21 protein-coding genes and 1 tRNA gene are annotated in these 25,604 nt (G+C 66.5%); 12 read left to right on the top strand and 10 right to left on the bottom strand.

The window, feature by feature from the left end; genetic code table 11:
- Positions 1-32: 32 nt before the first annotated feature.
- Genes mnhG through ACIQF4_RS09965 form a run of 6 tightly spaced genes read right to left on the bottom strand, consistent with a single transcriptional unit; the run spans position 33 to position 6,584 of the window.
- Positions 33-446, bottom strand: a complete 414-nt coding sequence (mnhG, locus tag ACIQF4_RS09990) for a monovalent cation/H(+) antiporter subunit G (RefSeq protein ID WP_400515952.1) — start codon at positions 444-446, stop codon at positions 33-35.
- Entirely contained in the window at positions 436-714 is a 279-nt protein-coding gene (locus ACIQF4_RS09985) for a monovalent cation/H+ antiporter complex subunit F (RefSeq protein WP_066279895.1), read from the bottom strand. The genes mnhG and ACIQF4_RS09985 overlap by 11 nt, the downstream gene beginning before the upstream one ends.
- Positions 711-1,256 carry a Na+/H+ antiporter subunit E gene (locus tag ACIQF4_RS09980; RefSeq protein WP_400515951.1) on the bottom strand — a complete coding sequence of 182 codons (546 nt, stop codon included), beginning with the start codon at positions 1,254-1,256 and terminating at the stop codon, positions 711-713. Before ACIQF4_RS09980 ends, ACIQF4_RS09985 begins: the two co-directional genes overlap by 4 nt.
- The gene (locus ACIQF4_RS09975) at positions 1,253-2,857 is read right to left on the bottom strand and encodes a Na+/H+ antiporter subunit D (protein ID WP_400515950.1); all 1,605 of its coding nucleotides are present in this window, start codon (positions 2,855-2,857) and stop codon (positions 1,253-1,255) included. The genes ACIQF4_RS09980 and ACIQF4_RS09975 overlap by 4 nt, the downstream gene beginning before the upstream one ends.
- Positions 2,854-3,516 carry a Na(+)/H(+) antiporter subunit C gene (locus tag ACIQF4_RS09970; RefSeq protein ID WP_400515949.1) on the bottom strand — a complete coding sequence of 221 codons (663 nt, stop codon included), beginning with the start codon at positions 3,514-3,516 and terminating at the stop codon, positions 2,854-2,856. The genes ACIQF4_RS09975 and ACIQF4_RS09970 overlap by 4 nt, the downstream gene beginning before the upstream one ends.
- Positions 3,513-6,584 (bottom strand): Na+/H+ antiporter subunit A, encoded by a 3,072-nt coding sequence (locus ACIQF4_RS09965; protein WP_400515948.1) that lies wholly within the window; start codon positions 6,582-6,584, stop codon positions 3,513-3,515. The genes ACIQF4_RS09970 and ACIQF4_RS09965 overlap by 4 nt, the downstream gene beginning before the upstream one ends.
- A 194-nt stretch (positions 6,585-6,778) precedes the next feature.
- Here ACIQF4_RS09965 and ACIQF4_RS09960 point away from each other — a divergent pair, with 194 nt between their 5' ends.
- From ACIQF4_RS09960 to ACIQF4_RS09930, 7 genes are all read left to right on the top strand, one after another.
- A complete protein-coding gene (locus ACIQF4_RS09960) occupies positions 6,779-8,182 on the top strand; it encodes an MFS transporter (protein WP_400515947.1) in 1,404 nt (467 codons plus the stop codon).
- Between the two features lie 108 nt (positions 8,183-8,290).
- Positions 8,291-9,391 (top strand): Gfo/Idh/MocA family protein, encoded by a 1,101-nt coding sequence (locus ACIQF4_RS09955; protein ID WP_400515946.1) that lies wholly within the window; start codon positions 8,291-8,293, stop codon positions 9,389-9,391.
- On the top strand, positions 9,388-10,356 hold the full coding sequence (locus ACIQF4_RS09950) for a PmoA family protein (protein ID WP_400515945.1): 969 nt from the start codon (positions 9,388-9,390) through the stop codon (positions 10,354-10,356). The genes ACIQF4_RS09955 and ACIQF4_RS09950 overlap by 4 nt, the downstream gene beginning before the upstream one ends.
- Before the next feature lie 11 nt (positions 10,357-10,367).
- On the top strand, positions 10,368-11,105 hold the full coding sequence (locus tag ACIQF4_RS09945; protein ID WP_400515944.1) for a cupin domain-containing protein: 738 nt from the start codon (positions 10,368-10,370) through the stop codon (positions 11,103-11,105).
- A complete protein-coding gene (locus ACIQF4_RS09940) occupies positions 11,102-12,148 on the top strand; it encodes a LacI family DNA-binding transcriptional regulator (RefSeq protein WP_400515943.1) in 1,047 nt (348 codons plus the stop codon). Before ACIQF4_RS09945 ends, ACIQF4_RS09940 begins: the two co-directional genes overlap by 4 nt.
- Positions 12,149-12,157: 9 nt before the next feature.
- Positions 12,158-12,640 (top strand): cation:proton antiporter regulatory subunit, encoded by a 483-nt coding sequence (locus tag ACIQF4_RS09935; protein ID WP_066279916.1) that lies wholly within the window; start codon positions 12,158-12,160, stop codon positions 12,638-12,640.
- A 6-nt stretch (positions 12,641-12,646) separates the two neighbouring features.
- Complete coding sequence (locus ACIQF4_RS09930) at positions 12,647-13,825, top strand: cation:proton antiporter (protein WP_350004103.1); 1,179 nt, start codon at positions 12,647-12,649, stop codon at positions 13,823-13,825.
- Between the two features lie 74 nt (positions 13,826-13,899).
- Here the strand turns inward: ACIQF4_RS09930 and dcd are convergent, their stop codons facing one another.
- A complete protein-coding gene (gene dcd, locus ACIQF4_RS09925) occupies positions 13,900-14,475 on the bottom strand; it encodes a dCTP deaminase (protein WP_400515942.1) in 576 nt (191 codons plus the stop codon).
- A gap of 227 nt (positions 14,476-14,702) precedes the next feature.
- Here dcd and ACIQF4_RS09920 point away from each other — a divergent pair, with 227 nt between their 5' ends.
- A complete protein-coding gene (locus ACIQF4_RS09920) occupies positions 14,703-16,409 on the top strand; it encodes a CAP domain-containing protein (protein WP_400516071.1) in 1,707 nt (568 codons plus the stop codon).
- Between the two features lie 222 nt (positions 16,410-16,631).
- On the opposite strand, the gene ACIQF4_RS09915 is transcribed toward ACIQF4_RS09920, so the two are convergent.
- Positions 16,632-17,111 (bottom strand): hypothetical protein, encoded by a 480-nt coding sequence (locus tag ACIQF4_RS09915; protein WP_350004106.1) that lies wholly within the window; start codon positions 17,109-17,111, stop codon positions 16,632-16,634.
- Positions 17,112-17,351: 240 nt separating this feature from the next.
- Between ACIQF4_RS09915 and ACIQF4_RS09910 the strand changes: the two genes are divergently transcribed.
- The 3 genes from ACIQF4_RS09910 (at position 17,352) to ACIQF4_RS09900 (ending at position 18,819) form a co-directional block, all read left to right on the top strand.
- Positions 17,352-17,425, top strand: a tRNA-Gly gene (locus ACIQF4_RS09910).
- A gap of 102 nt (positions 17,426-17,527) precedes the next feature.
- A complete protein-coding gene (locus ACIQF4_RS09905) occupies positions 17,528-17,668 on the top strand; it encodes a hypothetical protein (protein WP_350004107.1) in 141 nt (46 codons plus the stop codon).
- Positions 17,665-18,819: a N(5)-(carboxyethyl)ornithine synthase gene (locus tag ACIQF4_RS09900; RefSeq protein ID WP_350004108.1), complete on the top strand. Its 1,155-nt coding sequence runs from the start codon at positions 17,665-17,667 to the stop codon at positions 18,817-18,819. The genes ACIQF4_RS09905 and ACIQF4_RS09900 overlap by 4 nt, the downstream gene beginning before the upstream one ends.
- A gap of 6 nt (positions 18,820-18,825) precedes the next feature.
- Here the strand turns inward: ACIQF4_RS09900 and ACIQF4_RS09895 are convergent, their stop codons facing one another.
- Positions 18,826-20,205, bottom strand: coding sequence for an MFS transporter (locus tag ACIQF4_RS09895; RefSeq protein ID WP_400515941.1), 1,380 nt, complete (start codon positions 20,203-20,205; stop codon positions 18,826-18,828).
- Between the two features lie 140 nt (positions 20,206-20,345).
- On the opposite strand from ACIQF4_RS09895, the gene ACIQF4_RS09890 reads away from it, so the two are divergent.
- Complete coding sequence (locus ACIQF4_RS09890; protein ID WP_066279926.1) at positions 20,346-21,200, top strand: LysR family transcriptional regulator; 855 nt, start codon at positions 20,346-20,348, stop codon at positions 21,198-21,200.
- A gap of 633 nt (positions 21,201-21,833) precedes the next feature.
- Here ACIQF4_RS09890 and ACIQF4_RS09885 read toward each other — a convergent pair.
- Complete coding sequence (locus ACIQF4_RS09885; protein WP_400515940.1) at positions 21,834-25,328, bottom strand: bifunctional proline dehydrogenase/L-glutamate gamma-semialdehyde dehydrogenase; 3,495 nt, start codon at positions 25,326-25,328, stop codon at positions 21,834-21,836.
- Positions 25,329-25,604: the final 276 nt, after the last annotated feature.

Here is a 25,604-nt window from a genome sequence, read left to right as displayed (position 1 = left end):
CGCGGGAAGTCCCTGTAACTGGACAAAAACTCTTAGGTGCGGGATGAGCCGTCGCCGGAACCGTCCTCACGGGCGGCTTTGGCGGCGGCTTTTTGCACCACGGCCTCCAGCTCATCCGAGGTGAGGAGCTCGCGGTGCAGGTGCTTGGTGCGGTAGCCGGCGCGGCCCACCATGTGCGCGGAGACCGGTACGGTAAGCAGCTGGAAGATCCACGCCACCAGCAGCACGGGCCACACCCACCAGGTGCGCATCTGCAGTCCAATGGACGCCAGGAGCAGGAACAGCCCCAGAACCTGGGGCTTGGTGGCGGAATGCATGCGGCTCAGGAGATCGGGGAACCGCAGCAGGCCGATGGCCGCTCCCAGCGACATGGTGGCCCCAACAATCATGAACACCGCGGACAGCACGTCCACCCAGGAATCCAGGGCAGTGGAATCAGGACTCATTGGGCTGTTCCCTCCGGTCTGCCACAAACCTTGCTACGGTCACGGACCCGATGAAGCCGATGATCGAGATGGCCACCACCAGCATCAGGTTGTTCAGGTGCCTGTTGACGGCCATGTCCACACACAGGGCCCCGCCCAGGATGGCCAGCAGGACGTCCGTGGCCAGCACCCGGTCAAGGAGGGACGGTCCGCGGGAGATCCTGATGATGGCGCCGACGGCCGCAAGCGAAAAGATCACGGCGGTAACTGCCAGGACGATCTGCATCATGCGGCCGCCTCCGTCCGCAGAATCTCGAGTTCTTCCCTGGTACCCATGATCCTGATCAGCCCCGCTTCGATGGACAGCACCTCGTTCTTCAAGTTTTCGACTTCCTGCGGAGAGCTGATGTTCAGCGCATGCAGGTAGAGGGTGGATGTTGACCGGTCCACCTCAACCACCAGCGACCCGGGAATCAGTGAAATCACGTGGCCCGTGGCTGTGACCAGGAGGTCCTGGTGGCTGCGCAGGGTCACCGCCACAACGGCGTTCTTCACCTTGGGACCCCGGGCTACGGCGAGGTACAGGAGCTGCATGCTGGCCATCACCACCTTGGCCAGGAACACCAGTGCGAACGGAACGGCATACAGGATATTGAAGCGTCCGCTGAGCTCCACCGGGGGAAGATAGAACAGTCGTGCCACGGCCACCGACAGCAGGGCTCCGAACAGCAGGTTGCCTGGGCTGAAGTCCTGCCACAGGGCACCCCAGACGATGACCAGCCACACCAGGAGCGGAAGCTCCTGGCGCAGCGAAATGCGCCGGCGGCTCATTTCCCACCTCCTGCGGTAAGGACCAGCGGAACGTCGGTGTCCTCCCCCAGGACAGCCTGGACGTAGGAGGACCTGTCCAGCATGTCGTGCGCGGCCTGGTCCGAAACCATGAACAGCGGTCCCGCAAACACAGTCAGGCCCACGCCCAGGCCCACCAGCCCAACAGTGGAGCCCACCATGGTCCGCGGCAGCAGGGTGACGGTGTTCGGCTTGGCTCCCGGCCCGGTAACGCGCGCGGCGGGCGTGGCCAGCAGCACGGGATCCGGATGTTCGGCGTCCGAGGGCCGGCGCCAGAACGCGCGGTTCCACACCCTGGCAACGGCCAGGAGGGTCAGCAGGCTGGTCAGCACGCCGCCGATCACCAGCACGTAGGCCAGCGGTGTTCCGAGTTCAACGCCCGCCTGCATGAGCCCCACCTTGCCCAGGAACCCGGAGAAGGGCGGGATGCCGGCCAGGTTCATGGCGGGCACGAAGAAGAGCAGAGCCAGCAGCGGAGACAGCTTAGCCAGGCCGCCCAGCCGGTCCACGGACGAACTGCCGCCCCGGCGTTCGATCAGTCCCGTCACCAGGAACAGGGACGTCTGGATGGTGATGTGGTGCACCACGTAGAAGACCGCCGCGCCAAGCCCCGCCACGGAGGACATGGCCAGGCCGAACACCATGTAGCCGATGTGGCTCACCAGGGTGAACGAGAGCAGGCGCTTGATGTCGCTCTGCGCCAAAGCGCCCAGGATTCCCACCACCATGGTCAGTAAGGCGGCAACCATCAGCGGGGTGTTCAGCGAGTCCCCGGGGAACAGCAGCGTCTCCGTGCGCACCATCGCATAGACGCCCACTTTGGTGAGCAGGCCCGCGAACACGGCAGTGACCGGCGCCGGCGCCGTGGGGTAGGAGTCCGGCAGCCAGAAGGACAGCGGGAAAACGGCGGCCTTGATGCCGAAGGCCACCAGCAGCATCACGTGCAGCAGTGTCCTGGTGCCCTGGTCCAGCTCGCCGAGCTTGATGGCCAGGTCCGCCATGGTGATTGTTCCGGTGGCGCCGTAGACCATGGCAATCGAGATGAGGAACAGCACCGAGGACACCACGGACACCACCACGTAGGTGACGCCTGCCCGGATGCGGGGTCCCGTGCCGCCAAGCGTCATCAGCACGTAGCTTGCCGTCAACAGGATCTCGAACCCGACGTAGAGGTTGAAGAGGTCCCCAGAAAGGAATGCGTTGGAGACGCCGGCCACCAGGATCAGGTAGGTCGGGTGGAAGATCGAGACGGGCGCGTCCTGGTCGCCGTCGGCCATGCCCTGCCCTGTTGCGTACACCAGCACAGCGAGGCTCACCGCCGAGGAGACCACCAGCATCAGGGACGAGAACTGGTCCACCACCAGCACGATGCCCCATGGCGGCAGCCAGCCGCCCAGGGTTACGGCGAACGTGCCGCCGTCCCAGACGGAGGCCAGCAGGAGGCACTCCAGCAGGAGTGTGAGGGACAGCAGGGCGATGCTCACCGCGCGCTGGGCCCGTGAATGCCGGATCAGCATGAAGGTCAGGGCGGCGCCCAGGATGGGAAGTACGACGGCGAGCGGGGCAAGGCTTGCAAGGTTCACTTTCCGCCTCCTTCCGGGCCAGGGGCCACATTGGTGGAGCCGGGTTTCTCTTCAGAGGCTGCCTGTTCGACGGGAATCTCGCGGCCGCCGGCTACCAGCGTTGTCCCGGCAGCGCCGTCATTCAGGGCAGAGCCGCCTGGGCCGCCCTGGCCCGTGCCGCCGTCGTTGGAGGCACTGTCGTTGGAGGCACTGTGGTTGGAGACGCCGTGGTTGGAGACACTGCGGCCGTCCGTGCCCAGCATGGTGAGCGGAAACTCCGAAGTCTCGGCGGGGACCTCGGCGTCGTCCTCGGCGTCGAAGCTTGGCGTTACTGCAACACGAAGGTCTTCCACGTCGTCCTGGATCTCGTCCCGGCGGGCCAGCACCCAGGTGCGGTAGATGATGCCGAGCATAAAGGCGGTGACGGCAAAGGAAATGACGATGGACGTCAGGATCAGGGCCTGGGGCAGGGGATCGTTGTAATCCCCGGCTGCAATGTCCTTCGAGTACAGGGGCGCGAGCCCCGCGTAACCGCCGGTGGCCAGGATCAGCAGGTTGGTTGCATTGGCCAGGAGCATCAGTCCCAGCAGGACGCGCGTGAGGCTGCGTTCCAGCACCAGGTAGATGCCACAGGCGTACAGGGCCCCCATGACGATCAGGAGGGTCAGGTTTACGCTCATGCTTGGCCCTTTGCGGTGGTCTCGGAAGCTACGCCTTCAGGCTCCTGCTCGGGCGCGGACGTTGTGGTGGAGGCTTCGCCCGCAAATTCCTGTTCCTCGCCGGGATTCCGGGCCCCCACAGCGGAACGCGCTTCGAAGTGTTCGTCGATTTCGGCGCCGAGGCTCCGCAGGACGTCCAGTACCAGGCCCACCACCACGATGTACACGCCGATGTCGAAGATGGTGGAGGTGACGAACTTGATGTCCCCGAACACCGGGAGCCACAGTTCGATAATCGCGCTCTGGAACACCTGGCCGCCCAGCAGCAGCGGCACTGCGCCCGTGGTTGCGGCCACAGCCAGCCCGATTCCCAGCAGGGCGCCGGCGCTGACAGGAGTAGCCTCCCGGAGCTCAAACCGGCCTCCGGCCAGGTACCGGATGGTCAGGGCGAGTCCGGCTGTCAGGCCGCCGGCGAAGCCGCCGCCGGGCAGGTTGTGGCCGGCCAGCAGGAGGTACAGCGAGAACATGATCATGGAGTGGAAGATCAGCCGGGTGACCACCTCGAAAATGATGGACCTGCGTTCGGGGGCTAGAGTCCGGCCCGCGACGATCCAGGCATCCCGGGCAGACGCCGCGAACTTCCGGCTGACGGCCAGCGCCGCCGCGTCCCGGGTGCCGGGGTCGACCCCCCGGTGGCGTCCCACGGTCCCCTCCGCCACAGTGGCGGAGTTCAGGATTTTGTCACCGCGGCCACGGACGAAAATGAGGCTCGCCACGCCCGTGGCTGCCAGCGCCAGGACGGTGATTTCGCCGAAGGTGTCCCAGGCGCGGATGTCCACGAGCGTCACGTTGACGATGTTCAATCCCCCGCCGCCCTCATACGCGAGCCGCGGATATTCCAGGGAGACCGGCGTTGCTATCCGTGCTCCCATGGCGTAGATCGCGGCGAACACCATGGTGACGCCGAATGCTAGGCCGATGATCACGCGCACCACCCGGTATTTGCCGCCGGTCCGGTCGCGGAGCTCGGGCGGCAGGCTGCGCATGGCAAGCACGAAAGCCACCAGGATGATGGTTTCCACCAGCATCTGCGTCAGTGCCAGGTCCGGAGCGCCCTGGAGCGCGAACATCAGGGCGATGCCGTAGCCGGTGACGGAAACCATCAGGACAGCCAGGAACCGCTTGTTGGCTTTGACGGCCGCCAGGGCGCCGATCACGATGCCCGCACCCACGACGAGCTGGAGCGGGGATCCGGGGTCCACCAGGTAGATCCCGTCCGGAAGCGGCTTGCCGGCCACCAGCATGACGGACAGGGGCAGCACGAAAGCCACGCTGAGGATGACGGCCAGGTAGTAGTACAGCGAACCGCGCTGCGTGCGTCCGGTAATCCACACCGCCGCGTCATCCAGCCCGCCGATGGTGTACTGGTACGCCTTGTCCCCGTCCACCCACGGCGGCACCAGGGACTGTGCCCGCGCGACAGCGTCGCGGCCAAAGTGCATCGCCAGACCCAGCGCGAACGTGAGGGCCGTCAGGCCCAGCGCCGGCGTGAAGCCGTGCCACAGCGCAAGGTAACCGGCCTGCTCGGCGGCTGTTCCGGCGTCGGGCGCGTTGGACGCGAACAGTGCGGCGTAAGGCTGGATCCACGCGTCAACAGGGGCTGGCCACAGCCCGTACACGATGGTCAGGAGGCTAAGGATGGCGGGCGCGGCGAGGAAGGAGGGCCTGATGGCCTTGAACGGGGTGGGCTCCACGCCGGGCTTGACGGCAAAGGCGCCCCACATGAAGCGCGCGCTGTAGGCGAAGGTGAGGATGGATCCCAGGACCAGCCCGGCCAGGACCACCATCCCCCACGGGCCGGCTGCATCGTCTCCTGCGTGGTGGACGAAGGACTCCAGCACGGATTCCTTGGCCACGAACCCGGCCAGCGGGGGAACTCCGGCCATGGACGCGGCGCCGATGGCGGCCACCACTCCGAGCGCGCGGGAGGAGCGGAACACGCCAGAAAGCTTGCGGACGTCGCGCGTTCCTGACTGGTGGTCGATAATGCCCACCACCAGGAACAGGGTGGCCTTGAACAGTCCGTGGGCCAGGAGCATCGCGAGCCCTGCGAGCGCCGCGTCCGGCGTGCCCAGGCCCACCACCATGGTGAGGAAGCCCAGCTGGCTGACGGTGCCGTAGGCGAGGATGAGCTTGATGTCGGTCTGGCGCAGCGCCCGGTAGCCGCCCACCAGCATGGTGGCCAGGCCCAGGCCCAGCACCACCGGCTGCCAGTACGCGGTCTCGGAGAATCCGGGCGCCAGCCTGGCCACCAGGTAGATGCCGGCTTTGACCATCGCAGCGGCGTGCAGGTAGGCGCTGACCGGCGTGGGTGCGGCCATGGCGCCGGGGAGCCAGAAGTGGAACGGGACCAGGGCGGACTTGGTGATGGCGCCCGCCAGGATGAGTACGACGGCGGCGCTCACCATGGAGCCGGAGGCTCCGCCTGCCAGGGCGGGCGCCTGCTCCAGGATGCTGGAGATGCGGTAGGTGCCGGCCGTGTGGCCCAGCATGATGAGTCCCACCAGCATGGCCAGCCCGCCCGCGGTGGTGACCATCAGGGCCTGCAACGCGGACCGCCGCGCAGCCAGCCTGGTGCGGGCGAATCCGATCAGGAGGTAGGAGAGGATGGTGGTGAGTTCCCAGAAGATGAACAGCAGCAGCAGGTCATCGGCCACCACCAGCCCGAACATGGCGCCCGCAAAGGCCAGCAGCTGGGCACCGAAGGCACCAAGGTCCTGGTCTTTTTTCTTGAAATACCTGGCGCAGTAGACCAGCACCAGCGAGCCGACGCCCAGCACCAGAAGTGACATGACCCAGGCGAGCGCGTCCATGCGGAAGGCAAGCTCGAGTTTGAGCCCGGGGATCCAGGGGACGGTTTCGCTGACCCATCCCATTCCGGTGTACACCGGGCCGTGCTGCAGCAGCAGCCAAATGAAGGATGCGCCGGGAACAGCTGCCAGTGCATAGAACGCGTTGCGGCCCCAGGACCTGAAGAGGAACGGCGCCAGGACAGCCACCGAAAAGTGCACGGCAAGGACTGTTATCACTGGTATCTCCGCGTCGTCAGGGATTCGATTGTCAAAAGTTGGAGCAGGCGGTTCATTCGTTAGGTCCGGGAGGATCCAGTTTATCAAGGCATAGGTGGCCGTCCCTCCGTCCCTACGCCCTGCCAGGCGCGCGGCCCGGTATCCCCGGGGGTTCGCTCCGGCCCCCGTTCGCCACGGGCGGATACGATGCACCTATGAACAGCGCCAGCGCTCCAGGGGCAACGCAGCCGTCCTCGGAACTTGACTCCGGGAACCAGCGCACCAGCAAGGGCCGCATCCTGGCGTGGGCTTCATGGGACTGGGGGTCCGCAGCCTTCAATGCCGTGATGACCACCTTCGTCTTCACCGTCTACCTCACCTCCAATGCCTTCGGCGGCGAAGACCAGGCCTCGGCGGTCCTGGGAGGTGCGCTGGCAGTTGCAGGCCTGGCCATTGCACTGTTGGCTCCGGTCACCGGCCAGCGCTCCGACGCGGGCGGCCGACGGAAGCTGTGGCTGGGGGTCAACACAGGGGCTGTCGCCCTCCTCACCGCGCTGTGCTTCTTCGTTTTCCCGCGGCCTGAGTTCCTGCTGCTCGGAGTGTCCCTGATAGCCCTGGGCAATGTGTTTTTCGAGTTCGCGGGTGTCAACTACAACGCCATGCTCGCCCAGATCTCCACGCCGCGGAACATCGGCAGGGTCAGCGGATTCGGCTGGGGAGCCGGCTATCTTGGCGGCATCGTTGCCTTGCTGATCGTCCTCCAGCTGTTCGTCCAGCCCAGCTTCGACTGGTTCGGGGCGTCCACCGAGGACAGCCTGAACATCCGGCTGGTGGCGGTTTTCTCGGCCCTCTGGTTCCTTGTTTTCGCCCTTCCCGTGCTGTTTGCCGTGCCCGAGCTTCCCCGCTCCGCCCAAGCGAAGCGGCTGGGCCTCCTGGCCAGCTACGGCCTGCTTATCCGGCGGATCAAGGCCATCTACGCCACCAGCCCCCACACCATCTACTTCCTGCTGGCCAGTGCTGTCTTCCGGGACGGGCTGGCCGCCGTCTTTACGTTCGGCGGGATCATCGCTGCGGGAACCTTCGGCTTTGAGCTGTCCCAGGTTATTTTCTTCGCCATTTTCGGCAACGTCGTGGCCGCCGTGGGTGCAGTCCTGGGTGGCCTGCTGGATGACCGGATAGGCCCCAAACGGGTGATTATCGGCTCGCTGGTAGGCCTCCTGGTTGCAGGGAGCGTCATCCTGGTGCTCGGCAACGGGGACTACACCTTCCTCGGGGTGGCTTGGGCGGGCAGCACCACCTTCTGGGTGTTCGGGCTTTTCCTGTGCCTGTTCGTGGGGCCCGCCCAGGCCTCATCGCGCGCCTACCTGGCCAGGCTGGCCCCGCACGGCGAGTCGGGTGAACTCTTCGGCCTCTACGCCACCACCGGTCGCGCCGTCAGCTTCCTGGCGCCAGCGCTTTTCACCCTCAGCATCACCCTCGCGGCTCCGGTGGTGGCACCGGGCGAGGCCCAGCGCTGGGGCATCCTGGGCATCATGGTGGTACTGCTGGCGGGGCTGCTGGTCCTGTTGCCGGTGAAGGCGCCGGACAAGTCCACCATCGCCACGGTTCCTGCTGCCTGACGTCGTGCGGGTTTTTCCTCGGGTTCTGCCACACACCTCTTGACGCCTGATGTTATCGATCACATAATGGTGATCGATAACATGAATCCTTTCAATGAGGAGACCACCATGACGAACTCCCCACAGCGGCCCCGCGCGGGAATCATCGGCACCGGCGGCATCGCCCACGCGCACGCAGAAGCCCTGAAGCTAGCGGGCGCCGAGCTCGTAGCGGCGGTGGATATCGACCCCGACAGGGCAACAGAATTTGCGCAAAAGGTGGGTGTTGCCCAGACCGCTTCCACCCTGGCAGCGGCAGCGGAAGCCGGACTGGACCTTGTTGCCGTCTGCACCCCGCCGTCGTCGCACGCCCCGTTGGCACTGGAAGCCCTGGCACTGGGCATGGACGTGGTCCTGGAGAAGCCCCCCGCACTCTCGCTCCGGCAGCTGCGGGAGCTGCAGGAAGCGGAACGCGCCACGGGCAAACGTGTGAGCTGCATCTTCCAGCACCGCTTCGGCACCGGCGCCCGGAAGCTTGCGGACCTGCAGGAGTCCGGAGCCCTGGGCAACCCGCTCACCGGGTTCTGCAACACCCTTTGGTTCCGCGACCAGGCATACTTCGACGTTCCGTGGCGCGGCCAGTGGGACGTTGAGGGCGGCGGTCCCACCATGGGGCACGGCATCCACCAGTTCGACCTCCTCCTCCACCTCTGGGGGCCATGGCAGGAAGTAACGGCTTTCGCCGGAAGGCTTGCCCGCCGGACCGAGACGGAGGACGTCTCCACTGCCATCGTGCGGTTCGAGTCAGGTGCCCTCAGCACCGTCATCAACTCCGTGATCTCGCCCCGGGAAACCTCCCAGCTGCGGTTCGACTATGAACATGCCACCGTGGAACTGGAGCACCTCTACGGCTACGACGATTCGAACTGGCGCTTCACCCCGGCACCCGGCCAGGAGCACCTTGCCGCGATGTGGGCGAATGGCCAGGCCGGCACAGCCAGCGGCCATCCCGCGCAATATGCCCGGGTCATCGAGGCCGTCCGCGCCGGGACCGTTCCGCCGGTCACGCTTGCCGACGCCTACCCCACGATGGAGCTCGCCGCCGCACTTTACGCCTCCGCCATCACCGGCAAGACCGTCCGCCGCGGTGAAATCACTGAAGGAAACGCGTTCTTCGACCGCGCCGATGGCCGGCTGGAACCCTGGAAACTGGAAAAGAGCCACGCATGAGCACCACCGCCGGAACAACCGCCCAAGCCCCCGCACGCCAGCTCGGCTGGACGGACGATGGCGCCGCCGTCGAAATCTTGCTGGACGGCGTGTCCGTCCTTACCTACACGTACGCCGCAGACGATCCCCAGGCCGAATCGCCACGGCCGTACTTCCATCCGGTCCGCACCCCGGGAGGTGACCTGGTGAGCGCCTACCGCCCGCACGACCATGTGTGGCACAAAGGCATCGCCTGGTCCCTGCCGCACCTTGGCCCGGACAACTTCTGGGGCGGCCCCAGCTACCGGCGCGGCAAGGACTACCAATGGCTGCCCAACAACGGCGCCATGCAGCACCGGGAAACCACCAAGGCAGCGGACGACGACGGCACGTTCAGTTTCGCGCACAGGCTGCAATGGATCACCCAGCAGGGATCGCCCGTGGTGGAGGAGGAGAGGTCCTTCCGGGTAGTGCCGGGGACGGACGCCAGCTACACGCTGGTGTTCGACACCGCCATGACCAACGTTTCCGGAGACGACATCCACATCGGCTCCCCCACCACGGAGGGCCGTGAGAACGCAGGATACGGCGGGCTGTTCTGGCGCGGCCCCCGGTCCTTTTCGGGCGGAACCATCATGGGACCCGGTGGCGCCACCGGCGAGGAGCTCCGCGGCCAGCGGGCCCCCTGGCTTTCCTTCGTGGGGCAGCATGATGGGACGTGCCGCTTCTCAACGCTGGTGATGGTTGACGATCCCGGCAGCGCGCATCCGGAGCCGGAGTGGTTCGCGCGGTCCGAACCGTTTGCCTGCATGGGCCCCGCCCCGTTCTTCAGCAAGGAAGTCCTGTTCCAGCCAGGAGCCACCCTCCGTTTCCGGTACGGCGTTGTGGTTGCGGAGGGCCCGTCGGACCTGGGCCGGGCGGAAGCCCTGGCAGCCGCCGCCCGCGGCGTCCTTGCGGCTGCGCCGGTGTCCCCGGCCGGGAAATGAAGGGCCAGCCCGTGAACAGCCAGCCCCCTCCGGCTCCGTGCTTTCCCGGCGGCACCGCAGTGACCGGGCTGCGGGTGTATGACTGGGAGTCCGTAGACGGGCTGTGCGGCGGCTCGCCGCACCTCCATACCGTCTCTTCCGAGGCGTACGTGGTCACGGCCGGCACCGGAGAGGTGCACACCATCTCGATGGCAGGTGTCCAGGTGCACGGCCTGGCAGCCGGATCATTGGTGTGGTTCAGCCCCGGTACCGTCCACCGCCTGGTGAACACGGGCGGGCTTACCCTCAACGTGATTATGTCCAACGCGGGCCTGCCGGAGGCCGGAGACGCCGTCCTGACCTTTCCGCACCGCATCCTCCAGGAACCGGAACTCTACGCCAAGCATGCCGCCCTGCCGCGGGAAGCAGCGGAAAACGAAGTTGCGGCGGCAGCGCGGAGGCGGCGCGACCTCGCCCTGGAAGGATACGCCGAACTGCATACCTCTGTGATGCGGGAGGGCATTCCGGCGCTGCAGGAGTTCCACCGTGCGGCGGCGCGGCTGGTCCGCCCGCGCGTCGGGCACTGGAAGGAACTCTGGGCAGCCACCGTCCAGAACCAGGTGACGGCAACGGAGCAAGCACTCCGTGAATTGGCAGAGGGCTCGGCCGCTTCCCTGGCGGGCGCAGCGGTAGCCAGCGCCGAACAGCGCGCGGGTGAGGGGTTCGGCATGTGCGGACGCCTCACCACCTGGGAGGATTCCAGGCCGTGACGCAAACCCCCGCCGATGCCCCGCAGCCTGCCCGTGCAGCCACGATCTACGAGGTGGCGCGGCTGGCCGGCGTCTCCCACCAGACGGTCTCCCGGTACATGGCTGACCGGTCCAAGCTGAAGGCCGCCACCTCGGAGAAGGTGGAACGGGCCATGGCGGAACTGAACTACTCGCCCAACCTCACCGCCCGCTCGCTGCGGACCAGGGCTGCCTACCGGCTCCTGGCCCTGGTCCCCGGATCCTCGCCGTACTTTCCGTCCCGGATGCTCAACGGCGCGGCCGCAACAGCCCAGGAAGCCGGCTACCACCTGGACGTCGTTGCCCTGGAAGGGACCGGCCCGGATCGGACCGAACGGCTGCGCCGGATCCTGGAGGGCGGGCCGTTCGCGGGGGCACTGTCTTTTGTTCCCATCTCCGGGACGGACCTCCTGCAGGCGCAGGAACGGATTCCCGTGGTGGTGGCCGGCGAGTATGACGACAAGATGCGCGGCCAGGGCCGCATTTCAGACGGTTCTGCCGCGCAGGCCATCGTGGCGCACCTCGCTGCCCTCGGCCACCGGCGGATCGCCCATATTGCCGGGCCACAGGAGTGGCCGGCAGCACGCAACCGCTTGGCTGTCTACCGAAAAGCCGTCCGCGACGCCGGGCTGGAGGACGGCGGGGTGGCCGAGGCCCAGTGGAGTGCAGCCGCCGGATATGACGCCGCGCGGGCCCTCCTGGCCAATCCTTCCTTCACTGCCATCTTTGCCGCGAACGACCAGCTGGCCATCGGCGCCATCCGGGCGCTGCACGATCAAGGACTCCGTGTTCCCGGTGATGTAAGTGTGGTTGGCTGGGACGACCATCCGGAATCGGCGTTCCTGGTCCCTTCCCTCACCACTGTCCATATGGACCTGGAGGCCCAGGGCAGCAGCGCCATGGGGCAGTTGCTCGCAGCGTTGAACCCGGGCGGCACGCCCGCTGCGGAGCCCGGTCCCACCGGCATGCGGCTGGTGCTGCGGGAATCCTCGGGACCCGCACCCAACCAAGGCCAGGCAGACTAGTCTGGAACTATGAACGTGGACGAAACCAACCTTCCCGGTCTGGGCCGGCGTAAGGATTTCATGACCGCCTCGGGCCGCCGGATCGGCGTGGTGGAGCGGCGCGAGGGCCAGACCGAGCTCATTGTCTCGGCCTGGGATGATCCGGACACCTGCCAGGCATCCATCCCCCTCACCACCGAGGAAGCAGCCACCCTTGGCAACCTCCTTGGCGGGCAGCACCTGGCCATGAAGCTTACAGAGGAGCACAAGGACGTCCCGGGAATCGTCACCCGGCAGTTCTCCATCGCTCCGGGCTCCCCCTTCCAGAACCAGCCCATGGGCAAGGCGTGCATCCGTACCCGGTGCGGCGTCTCGATCGTGGCGATCATGCGCGAAGGCGAGGTGCTCCCGTCGCCGGGACCCGACGTCGTGCTTCACTCCGGTGACCTGCTGGTGGCAGTGGGAACCCAGGAAGGCCTCGACGCGGCGGCCGATATCCTGCGTCGCGGATAAGACGGCATGGACCCGCTGGCCCTGACCCTCATTGAACTGGGGGCCGTTGTGTTCTGCCTTGGCCTGCTGGCCAGGCTGGCCGGACGGGTCGGAATGTCCCCCATCCCGCTCTACCTCTTGGGCGGGCTCGCTTTCGGAGCAGGCGGCATCGTCAAGCTCGACGGCATGAAGGAATTTGCGCACGTCTCCGGTGAAATCGGGGTCATCCTGCTGCTGCTTATGCTCGGGCTGGAATATACGGCGACGGAGCTCTTCACCGGCCTGCGCAGGTCCTGGCAGGGCGGCGTGCTGGACCTGGTCCTGAACTTCCTGCCCGGGGCCGCACTTGCCTACCTGCTGGGCTGGGGCGGGGTGGGTGCCATGGTTCTGGGCGGCGTCACGTACATTTCGTCGTCCGGAATCGCGGCCAAGGTCATCACCGACCTGGGCCGGATAGGCAACCGGGAAACACCGGTGGTGCTGTCCATCCTGGTCTTCGAGGACCTTGCCATGGCCGTCTATCTTCCCGTTCTGACAACCATCCTGGCCGGCGTCAGTTTCCTGGGGGGCCTCACCAGCGTGGGCATCGCCCTGGCAGTGGTGAGTGTGGTGCTGATGGTGGCGCTGCGGCACGGCCATCACGTGTCCAAGGCCGTTCACAGCGAAAACTCGGAGGTATTCCTCCTGAACGTGCTGGGCGCCGCGCTGCTGGTGGCCGGCATCGCCTCCGCCATGCAGGTTTCCGCCGCGGTGGGAGCATTCCTGCTCGGCATCGCAATTTCAGGGGCCACGGCGCACAATGCCACCCGCATCCTGGAGCCGCTGCGGGACCTTTTTGCCGCCATCTTCTTTGTGGCCTTTGGGCTCAACACAGACCCCACGTCCATCCCGCCGGTCCTTGGCTGGGCCCTGGTGCTGGCCGTCATCACGGCCGCCACCAAAATGGCCACCGGCATGTGGGCGGCCAAGCGCGCAGGGATTGCCCGGCCCGGCCGCCTGCGTGCCGGAGCCACGCTGATCGCACGCGGGGAATTCTCCATCGTCATCGCGGGACTGGCAGTCGCCTCCGGGGCGGTCCCTGGCGAACTGGCCGCCCTTGCCACCGCGTATGTGCTGCTGATGGCGGTCATTGGCCCGCTCGCGGCCCGTTTCGCAGGGCCCCTGACGGCAGCGCTGCCGCCCGCAGGCGTGGCTGCCAAAGCCTGAGAACGCGCTGCCCCCACATGCTGCTCCTACACGCTGCCCCGCGTGGGGGCTCCGTGGCAGGCGCTCCGCTGTTTCTACATCTCCGTGCGGTGGAAGTTCAGGTGGCTGCGGCTCGCGGTAGGGCCGCGCTGGCCCTGGTAGCGGTTGCCGTAGTCGCCCGAGCCGTACGGGTGTTCCGCAGCAGACGTCAGCCGGAAGAAGCACAGCTGGCCAATCTTCATGCCCGGCCACAGCTTGATGGGCAGGGTGGCCATGTTGGACAGTTCGAGCGTTACGTGGCCTGAGAAGCCGGGGTCGATAAAGCCGGCGGTGGAGTGGGTCAGGAGGCCCAGCCGGCCCAGGGATGACTTGCCTTCCAGGCGCGCAGCGATATGGTCCGGCAGCGTGACGGTCTCGTACGTGGACCCCAGGACGAACTCGCCCGGGTGCAGGATGAATGGCTCGTTCGGCTCCACTTCCACAAGGCGCGTGAGCTCCGGCTGTTCCTCGGCCGGGTCGATGTGGGCGTACTTGTGGTTATCAAACAGGCGGAAGAATTTGTCGATCCGGACATCCACGGACGACGGCTGGACCATCGCCGGATCGTACGGCTCCAGCACGATCCGCTGGGAGTCTATTTCGGCACGTATATCGCGGTCAGAGATCAGCACGGTCCCAAATTACCGTATGGCCCGTCCTGGACAGTTATCCACAGCAACATTTTTTCGTTGTTGCAGAGCGCTCGTGGGGCTACTGTTACAGCAGTGATTCAGGCGCCGGATGGTCTCCCGGATGGCCCAACAGAGCTGGGGATGTTGTGAATAGATTGGCCGCGCCCTCTTTTACCGGGGTGCTCTTGGCTTTAGCGCTGCTCTCCTCGTCGGCGGGAACGCCGCCGATGCCGGCCGCAGGGCCGCCGGTGGGTGCAACGGGGCCCAGCAGCGTCAGCTTGGGCGCTCCGCCCGTGACCGACGGCGCCGGGGCCCCCTCCGGCGCGGGCTCCGGCGGATCCCTGCTCGCCCCCGCGGTTGAACCGGATATCCGCCCGGCCTCACCCACGGGGCCCATGGCTACGGACCCGCTGCCGGAACCTGTGGTGCCGGAACCTTTGCCGACGGAATCTGAGGCGGCGGAACCTATAGCACCCCCACCCGCCACCAGTCCGTCCACCGGCACCCTTGATGATTCGGTCGGGCCTGCGGCACCGGCACCCGTTCCAGCCTCCGAAGAAGAACCTTCCCCCGAGGTTCCTTCCATTCCTCCCCTCTGGGCGCCGGACGCTGAACTTTCCTCGCCATCGGCGTCCGGCCTTGCGGCCCCGGAATCCCTGGCTGCTCCGGCGCCCGAAGCCCTCATTCCCGACAGCAACGCAGCGGCCATCCTCACGGTGTTCAACCGGATCAATGAGTACCGGGCGTCCAAGGGCCTGAACCCCGTGAAGTACCACGCAACAGTGGCAGCACTGGCACAGGAATGGTCGGACAGCATCGCCTCCCGCGAGGTTATCGAGCACCGCGCCAGTTTCTGGACCGATCAGCGCGCCCTGAGCCCGAACAACGGTGCCGGTGAGGTCATCGCAATCCGAACGGACCGCGACGCGGCGCTGCTGGTGGAATGGTGGAAAGGCTCCCCCGGCCACAACGCCATGCTGCTCGATCCTCGCTTCAATGTCATGGGGGCCGGGATCAGCTATACGGACCGCACGTACAAGATCTGGGGCGTGGTGAACTTCTTCGGCTACACCACCCTTCCCGCCGGCACTACCGACTCCCCCGGTGGGACCGGGTCGGGCACACCCTTCCCGGCACCGCCGCCCACCATGTGCGACGCACCCGTACGGCACATGCCACCCACGCTTGACCTCTCGGCCGCGGCCATCAAGGGGCCCGCAGACCTGGTGACCGTCGATTCTTCCGGCCAGCTCCTGGCACGTGCAGCCACGGGCGCGCGCACCTACGCCGCGGCCAAGGTCATCGGCTCAGGTTTTGCCGGCGCCAAGGAAGTGTTCACTATCGACTGGGACCGGGACGGCGCCTATGACCTGCTCACGCAGTGGAGCAGCGGCACCCTGACCCTCCACCGCGGCATTGCCGCCGGCGGATTCCAGCCACCCGCCACCCTCGGAAGCGGCGGGTGGGAAACCCTTACCCTCGCCGTGGGCGGGTGGTGTGCCAACAACAGGCTCCCCCAGATCCTTGCCCTGGACGGGGCGGGGAACCTCTACCTGTACCCCAATAAGGGCCTGGGCGACCTCTCCGCACGGACCTTCGTAGCCTCCATCGGTGCCGCCCGGAAGCTGTCCATGGTGGATTACGACGCCGACGGGTTCCAGGACATCCTGGCGCTCCGGGCTGACGGCTCAGTCCAGCTGCACCGCGGCTGGGGCACCACCGCGCTGCGCGCCGAAGCCAGGGCCACCGTGGCTACCGGCTGGGGTGACGTCACGGGCATCAGGCCGCTGCGCAACGTAACCGGCCTGAACTCCACCGGGCTGGCCCTGCGACGGGCATCCGACGTTGTGCAGTACTGGGACCTGACCTCCGGAAGCCTCGCGTCGCCGTCGAACATCCCTGGCCCGTGGGCCGGGCAACGCATGGCCCAGTAGGCGCGCCGCCGCGGTGAACGCGGGTACGCACATCGTGCAGCGAAGCCTGCCCGCGGCTGGCGGGGCTGGCGTGCTGGTGCTGGCCGACGGCACTGAGGCGGCTGGCGTGCTGTGCAGGCCCACGGCACTGAGGCGGCTGGCGTGCTGTGCAGGCCCACGGGACTGAAGCGGCTGGTGCGCTGGCCCGGCTGGCGTGCTGGCTGACCGGCTGGCGGAACGGGGCTACCTGGCCGGTTGCAGTTCCAGGACGTCCTTGAGCCGTTCCAGCTGCGCCACCTCGGAGCAGAGGCTCCGCTGAAGCATCCTGTTGAGGAATCCGATCCGGTCGAGGAACCTGAGCCTGTGCAGGATGCCGGCCGCCCCCTCCGCCCGGGCCTCAAGGGCAAACCTGACGCGCGTTCCCGCCGCCTCCGTACTGAGGTAGTAACCGCCCGAACGGTGGGCGGGGCCGGAGATGGCCTGGAACCGGATTTCGGCGCCGGGCCTGGCGTGGGTGATCTCCAGCTCCGCCGGGATGCTCAGCCCGGACCGGCCGGCCACCATCTTCCGGTACACCGCTCCCTGGGATGCCGATGCGCCCTGCAGCAGTTTGACGCTGCGCACCGAATCACTCCACACGGGCAGGTTGGTCGCATCAAGAAGGTACAGATACACGGCCATGGCGTCCCGCCGGATGAGGACCTCGTGTTCTGCGAATGCCATGGGGATCTTTCTGTGGGTAACGTCGGCGTGGCTCATAGCTGCAATCCCCCCCGGCCCCGCAGCTACCCGGAACAGGTTAGCCAGCGCGCGGCAGGCGCACCTAGCTACGGCAGGCGGCGTTATTGAAGAGTTACTGGATGACGCGCCTGCAACCGGGACACGGGCGGTCCGCAGGCCGGGTGGGCAGAGCAGGCAAACTTCTGCGCTAAGCTATGTTCTGCCCCTCCACGGCGGGGCAGCGCGGCTGTAGCTCAATGGTAGAGCGCTAGCTTCCCAAGCTTGATACGCGGGTTCGATTCCCGTCAGCCGCTCCACGCTCGCAGCGGGACAGAAGACAAACCACCCCGGGACCATTAGGTACCGGCGTGTATGGTCAGAAGTCAGGAACCTCTTCGGTTCCGCTACAGGAGCAATTCATGGCTGACAAGTCCCCGCGTCAAACAGCATCCAAAAAATCCGGCAAGTCCATCAAGGAAAAGCGGGCCGACAAAAAAGCCGCTTCCGCCCCGGCCAGCTCCCTGGACGTGACGCCCGGCAAGGCCGCCAAAAAGAAGTGACGGGGCCCCGGAACAGACTCACCCTCGGCGTCCTGGCATCAACAAAGAAGCCCGACGAGCGCCGGCTCCCCATCCACCCGCTGCACGTCGAGCGCATCGCGCCCGAAATCCGCGAGCACATCATCCTCGAAACCGGCTACGGCGAGCGGCTGGGCGTCTCCGATGAACACCTCTCACCCTTGGTGGGCAGGATGGCCGGCAGGGAGGCGCTGCTGGCGGAGGCCGACGTCGTCCTCCTGCCCAAGCCGCAGCCGGAAGACCTTCAGGATATGCGGGACGGCCAGGTCCTCTGGGGCTGGCCGCACTGTGTCCAGGACCGCGCCATCACCCAGCTGGCCATCGACAAGAAGCTGACGCTGATCGCCTTTGAGGCCATGAACCACTGGGCCAGCGATGGCGGCTTCGGGCTGCACGTGTTCCACAAGAACAACGAACTCGCGGGGTACTGCTCCGTGCTGCACGCCCTCGCCCTGACCGGGTCCACCGGCGACTACGGCCGAAGGCTGAGCGCCACGGTCATCGGCTTTGGCGCAACAGCCCGGGGCGCCGTCACTGCCCTGAACGCCCACGGGATCCACGACGTCCAGGTGCTGACCAACCGTGGCGTGGCCGCCGTAGGCGCGCCCATCCACTCGGTGAACATCGTCCAGTTTGACCACGACGACGAAGCCCCGTTCCTGAGCCAGGTCATCAGCGAGCGCGGCCGGGTACCGCTGGCGCCGTTCCTGGCCGAGAGCGACATCGTAGTCAACTGCACCCTGCAGGACCCCAACAACCCGTTGACGTACCTGCGGGTGGAGGACCTGGCAGCGTTCAGTCCCGGGAGCCTCATTGTGGACGTTTCATGCGACGAAGGCATGGGTTTCAGCTGGGCCCGGTCCACCACCTTCGCCGACCCCATGTTCACGGTGGGCGGCCACATTAACTACTACGCCGTGGACCACAGCCCGTCCTACCTCTGGAACTCCGCCAGCTGGGAAATCAGCCAGGCCCTGCTGCCTTTCCTGGAAACCGTCGTCAGCGGCCCCGGGGCGTGGGACGGCAACGAGACCATCTCCCGTGCCATCGAGATCCGCGACGGCGTCATCCGCAACAAGGATGTCCTGGAATTCCAGAAACGCGAAGAGGCATACCCGCACCTCGCGCTGTAATCCTGGCTATGCGGCGGCCCGCCGGACAATCCGCACGGGCTGCCGCCGGTCCTTGAAGTCCACCCTCAGCAACAGCGAACCCTTGCGCGCCAGGATCACCGCGACAGTCAGCGCCGCGAGGGCGGGCACGCCGCCGGATACCAGCAGTGCCACATGCGGGTCGGCGTGCTCGGCGATCCAGCCCAGCATGGGCCCGCCGATTGCCTGGCCGCCGATCAGGACCATGATGTACAGGCTCATGACCCGGCCCCTGATCCCCATGTTGGAGCTGACCTGTACCAGCTGGTTGGACCCGGTGAGGAACATCAGGCACCAGAACCCTGAAAGCACCATCACTGCGCCGAACACCGGCATGGATGGTGCCAGCGCAGCCAGGCACAGCATGGCCCCGTACATTCCCGCGCAGAACACCACCGAGCGCAGGCGGAGCTGGCGGCGCCGGGTGGACGCCACCGCACCGGCCAGCGCGCCAAGCGCCACCAGGGCGTTGAGGAGCCCGTACCCGGCGGCACCGGCGTTGAATACGTTGTCCGCGAAGGCGGCGAGCACCACGGGCAGGCTCATGGCGAAGACCGCGATGAAGCCTGCCATCAGCCAGGGCCAATAGATAGTGGGCTTGCCCAGCGCGTAACGCAGTCCCTCGCGCAGCATCCCCTTGGTCTTCGGGGCAGGCTCACTCACGAACAACTGGTCCTTGCGCAAAAGAAGCAGCATGGCCACGGTGGAACAGCACGCGAGCGCGTTGCCGGCGAAGGCCCATCCCGCCCCCACGGCAGTAAGCATCCACCCGGCCAGGGCAGGACCAATGAGGCCGCCCAGCTGGAAGGTTGTGGAGTTGACGCTGATGGCGTTGCGCAGGTATTTGGGCCCAACGAGTTCGTTGACGAAGACCTGCCGGGCCGGCTGGTCGAGGACCGTCACCAGGCCAAGCACCAGTGCAATGACGTAGACATGCCACACCTCAACGGCCCCGGTCAGCGCGAGGACCGCAAGCGCGGCCGCCAGGACCGCCGCCATGCCCTGGCAGAGAATCAGGATCTTCCGCTTGGCGAACCTGTCGGCGATCATCCCGCCCCACGGCCCCAGGAGCAGGGATGGCAGGAACTGCAGCGCCACGGTGATGCCCACGGCGGTCACGGAACCGGAGAGTTCCAGCACCATCCAGTCCTGGGCGATCCGCTGCATCCAGATGGCAACGACGGCGATGAAGTGGCCTGCTGCGAAAATACGGAAGTTGGGGACGCGCAGGGAGATGAAGGTGTGCTTCCAGGGCAGGCGTTCGCTGACGACGGCGAGGGGCTGGGTCTGGTGGTCAGGGGGCGCCGGGTTGGCGTTATCGATGATGGGCTGGGTGACGGTTGCCGATGACGGCGGTGGGGGTGCCACAGGTGTGTCCTCAAGTGCGTGCGGTCCGGGATGTCCTTAACGCTAGGCTGGGACACGTGATTATGGAGGCGTATCATCCCTATAACTCGTATTGCAGACCGCAATGCCCTCGTTGTCCGCCCGATGCCCCCGGAGTCCACGTGTTCGAACCGGCCCAGCTGCGCTCCTTCCTTGCCGTCGCAGAAACACTGAGCTTCACCAAGGCAGCCGAGCGGCTGGGCCTGGCCCAGCCCACGGTCAGCCAGCACGTCCGCAAACTGGAGGCAGCTGCCAAAAGGGTCCTGGTCAGCCGGGATACGCGGGATGTCAGGCTGACGGACAACGGGGACGCGATGGCAGGCTTCGCCCGGAACATCCTGGCAGCCCACGACTCGGCCTCCCGCTACTTTTCCGGCTCCGCCATGCGCGGACGGCTGCGCTTCGGCACGGCTGATGACCTCGCCATCACCGGCCTGCCCCGGATCCTGCGGGAGTTCCGGCAGATCTACCCGCAGATCAACCTGGAGCTGACAGTGGGCCAAAGCGACCAGCTGTACCGGAAGCTTAACGCGGGGCAGCTGGACCTGGTTTTCGTCAAGTGGGTGGCGGGAGCCAAGGACGGAACGGTGGTCCAGCACGATTCCTTTTCCTGGGTGGGCCTGGAGCAGACCACACTGGATCCGGCAGCGCCGGTCCCGCTCATCGCCTACCCGTCCCCCAGCCTGAGCCGGAAACTGGCCATCGACGCCCTCGAGTCCCATGGCAGGACCTGGCGGATCACCTGCACTACGCGGCAGATCAGTGGGGTGCTGGCGGCCGTGAGGGCAGGAATCGGCGTGGCGGTCATGCCGTCGTCGCTCGTTCCCGAGGACCTGAAAATCATCACCCGGCGGTTCGACCTGCCGGCGGTGGGCGACGTGGACTTCACGCTGATCCGCAACCCGCTGGCTAACGCAGAGGTCATTGATGCGCTGACGCAGTCCATCGTGGGCAGGACAATTAACCGGCAAGCATAACGCTGGCGCAGCCCCTTTGGGCGCAGCTATTCCCCCTTTTCCATTGATTGCTGAAGGTTGCATCCCCTATGCTGACTTTCTAGGTCAAGCAGCTGGCCGGTTCTCAAGTACGGGGGGCCTCCTGCATGTCAGGAATTCCGCCCGAGACAGGCAGCCAATGACGACAGCCAGGAACACCCATGCCAGTTCGGCCCACGCGCGGCCGCTTAACACTGCGCGGACGCCGGCCACCCGCCGCTCCAATCTAGGCGCCGGGATCGCAACACCCGATACCGGCTATGTAGGAAAACCCACCTGCGACACCTGCCGGACGGACGAGTTCGTCTATCTGGAGTCCTACATCCCGCCAACCTACCGGCGTGATGGAACGGTCGCTTCGTTGGGCGAGGTCGCGTACACGTGCACCCGGTGCGAGGATTTCTCCGCCCACAGCGTTCCAGTGACATGGACGCCGCCCGGGTGGTACTTGGGCTAGCTACCGCGAGGTCTCCACCCGCGCAACAGGCGCGGACTCATGACGGCAAAGAAGGCCGGGAGCCACCATAAGGTGGCCCCCGGCCTTCTGCTTGCACGCGCCACGTCGTCCGCGGAACGGGCAAGTGCGCCTCCAGCCAGGGCCAGCGCCCCGCGGAGCTAGATCAGCGCGTCCGAGAGATGGTTCGGGGTGCCGAAGCGGTGGGCGGTGATGCTGACGGCCTGCTCATGCAGGAAGGGAAGCAGTTCAACGCGTCCCGCTTCCGTGACCGGGTGGGCGTAGACGGCGAGGTCGGGGTGGCCGCCTGTGGCCTTGGCCAGCTCGGTGGAATCCCCGCCGATCAGGCGGATGCGTCCGTTGGACAGCTTGCCTGCCGCGGCGAGGCGTCCTGCGGAAGCCAGCCAGTCGGCGTCGGACTCCACGGTCACCTCGATGTCCAGCGCGATCAGTACCGGGCGCAGCTGGGCGGGAAGCTCGATGGCAGTGGACACCGTCAGTTCTGATCCGGCCAGCACGCCGGCCGCCACGGTCCGCACCAGGTGCGCCAGCGGTGCACCCTCGGACAGCCGCACCGTCACGGGAAGGCTGCGGTAGCGGAAGATGTTCCGTTCCGCAGTGAGTCCGGAGACGTCCTTGGCGGTACCGAATTCATCAGCCCAGGCCTGCGCATCGGAGGCAAGTGCGCGCCGGACGGACGCGAGGCCTTCAGGTTTCAGCGCGGCTTCGGCTGCATCGATGATGCGGCGCACGCCCGGGTGGGTGATCTCAGCGTTCGCGGTGCTCCGGGCTGGGGTCCAATCACCCAGGCCGGCCAGGTAGTTGGGTCCGCCGGCCTTGGTGCCTGCGCCAACAGCTGACTTCTTCCAGCCGCCGAACGGTTGGCGCTGCACGATGGCACCGGTGATGCCGCGGTTCACGTAGAGGTTTCCGGCCTGGATGCTGTCCAGCCAAATGCCCAGTTCCTCGGAGTTCAGCGAGTGCAGGCCGGCGGTAAGGCCGTATTCAATCTGGTTCTGGATGGCGATGGCCTCTTCGAGGGTGTCCGCGGTCATCACGCCGAGGACCGGGCCGAAGAATTCGGTCAGGTGGAAGTACGAGCCCCGCTTGACGCCGTACCGCACGCCCGGGCTCCAGAGCCGGCCGGTGCTGTCCAGCTTCTTCGGTTCAACGGCCCAGTTTTCGCCGTCGCCCAGGGTGGTGAGGGCGTTGAGGAGTTTTCCGTTGGCGGCCTCGATGATCGGCCCCATCTGGCTGGTGGGGTCCTCCGGGTAGCCCACCTTCAGGGAGGTGACGGCGTCGACCAGCTGGTTGTGGAAGCGCTTGGACTTGGCTACCGAACCCACCAGGATCACCAGGGACGCGGCGGAGCACTTCTGGCCGGCGTGGCCGAACGCGGAGTACGCCACGTCCTTGGCTGCCAGGTCCAGGTCCGCGCTGGGAGTGACGATGATGGCGTTCTTGCCGCTGGTTTCGGCCAGCAATGGCAGGTCCTGGCGGAAGGAGCGGAACAGCTCGGCGGTCTCGTAGCCGCCGGTGAGGATCACGCGGTCAACTGCCGGGTGGCTGATGAGCTGCTTGCCGAGCTCCCGCTCACCCAGCTGCACCATGGTCAGCACGTCACGCGGCACGCCGGCTTCCCAGAGGGCCTCGACCATCACGGCACCGCTGCGGGCGGCCTGCTTGGCAGGCTTGATGACGACGGCGGAGCCGGCGGCGAGTGCCGCGAGGGTGGACCCGGCCGGAATGGCGACCGGGAAGTTCCACGGCGGCGTGACCACGGTGAGCTTGGCAGGGACAAAGGTGGCGCCGTCGACCGTGTCCAGCTTCCGGGCGGACTCAGCGTAATAGTGGGCGAAGTCAACGGCTTCGCTGACCTCGGGGTCGCCCTGGTCGATGGTCTTGCCGGTTTCACTTGCCATGACCTCGAGCAGGTCGGCGCGGCGGGCCTCCAGGACATCTCCGGCGCGGTGCAGGATCTCGGCACGCTCGGCGCCGGACAGGGCACCCCAGGCCTTGCCCTTTTCGACGGCGGTGCTGATGGCCTCGTTCAGCTTTGCTTCTTCGTTGATGAAGGCAGCTTTCACGGACGCGTTGCCCAGGGTGGAAGACGGGACGCGCTCCAGGATGGCCCGGCCCCAGTCACGGTTGGCAGGCAGTGACGGGTCCGTGTCCGGGGTGTCCTTGAACGAATCGTGCGGCAGGGACTGCGGCGGGAGGTTGCGGTTCTGCTGCCGGTTGGGCGCCGGAACGCTGTTGTCCAGTGCCTCCAGTGAGGCAAGGAAACGCTGCTTTTCGCGCTCGAACAACACCTCATTCTCGCTCAGCTCGAACACCGCAGACATGAAGTTGTCCTGGCTCGCGCCCTCCTCAAGGCGGCGGATCAGGTAGGCGATGGCGACGTCGAACTCGGCCGGGTGCACTACCGGGGTGTAGAGCAGGAGCGAGCCCACGTCCTTCTTGACTGCTTCGGCCTGGCCCTGCGCCATGCCCAGCAGCATTTCAAATTCCATCCCGGACTCAACGCCGCGCTGCTTGGCCAGGAGCCAGGCGAAGGCGATGTCGAACAGGTTGTGGCCGGCAACGCCGATCCGGATGTTCTTGATCCGCTCCGGGTGCAGGGAGTAGTTGATGACGCTCTTGTAGCTGGTGTCCGAGTCCTGCTTGGTTCCCCACGTGGCAAGCGGCCAGTCGTGCAGCGAGGACTCCACCTGCTCCATGGGGAGGTTGGCGCCCTTCACCACGCGGACCTTGATGGCGGCTCCGCCGTCGGCGCGCCGCTCGGCAGCCCAGTCCTGCAGGCGGATCATGGCTGACAGCGCGTCCGGCAGGTAGGCCTGGAGCACGATGCCGGCTTCAAGGTTCTTGAACTCGGGCTTGTCCAGGATCCTGGTGAAGACCGCGATGGTCATGTCCAGGTCCTTGTACTCCTCCATGTCCAGGTTGATGAACTTGGCCTTCGGAAATGAAGCTGCGCGCTCGAACAGCGGGGTGAGCTTCTCGACGACGTGCTCAACGGCTTCGTCGAAGGCCCACGGCGAGTGCGGGGCCACGGTGGAGGAGACCTTGATGGAGACGTAGTCGACGTCGGGACGCGCCAGCAGCGTGTGCGTGCCTTCGAGCCGGCGTGAGGCCTCGTGCTCCCCCAGGACTGCTTCCCCAAGGAGGTTGACGTTCAGCTTGATGCCGTCCTTGCGGATCTTCGCGATGGCGGGGCCCAGCTTGGCGTCGGTGGCGTCAACGATCAGGTGGCCCACCATCTCGCGCAGAACCTTGCGGGCGATGGGGATGACCACCTGCGGCATCATCGGGGCCATGGTCCCGCCCAGCGCCACGGCGCTGCGCATGTACCAGGGCAGGAAGGTGGGGACTTTGGGGGCCAGCGCGGCGAGGTTGCGGGCGGCGACGTTCAGGTCCTCGGGGCGGACCACGCCGTCCACGAAGCCAACGGTGAATTCCAGGCCGTTGGGGTCCTTAAGGACTCCGGCCAGCTGCTGGGCGGAAGCGTCCACGGGAACCTTCGACGCCTCGGTCAGCCAGTGGCGGACCAGTGCCACCGCTTCACTGGCCAATGCCTTGGCCTGGGGCACGTCAACGTCGACAGTCCGGGGCGCAGTTCCGGTGGCGGCTGCCGGTTCCATTGCAATGTGGGTCATGGCGTTTCTCGTTCTTTCCTGGGGTTTCAAGGAGGTCTTATTCACCAGTATGAGCTTCCGCTCACATAAGATAAAGCGATCTTTTCTAAGCAATACAAGTTAGAAAAGATGAAGCTTTGAGCCCCCGGCCCCGCGCCCCGCCACTCAGCGATTCACCCACCAACGCTCCCGCACTTAACGGGGCTCTTCGGAATCAAGGGTGTAGCGAGGGTCTGAAACCTCCGGCCTCGAGCAGGCTCCTGGCTGTGTAGTTCGCGAGGTTGCGGAAGCCGAGCG

This window comes from Pseudarthrobacter sp. NPDC092202 (assembly GCF_044755505.1).
Lineage (GTDB): Bacteria > Actinomycetota > Actinomycetes > Actinomycetales > Micrococcaceae > Arthrobacter.
Note: the sequence above shows the minus strand (reverse complement) of the source record. Positions and strands in the feature narration are given on the sequence as shown.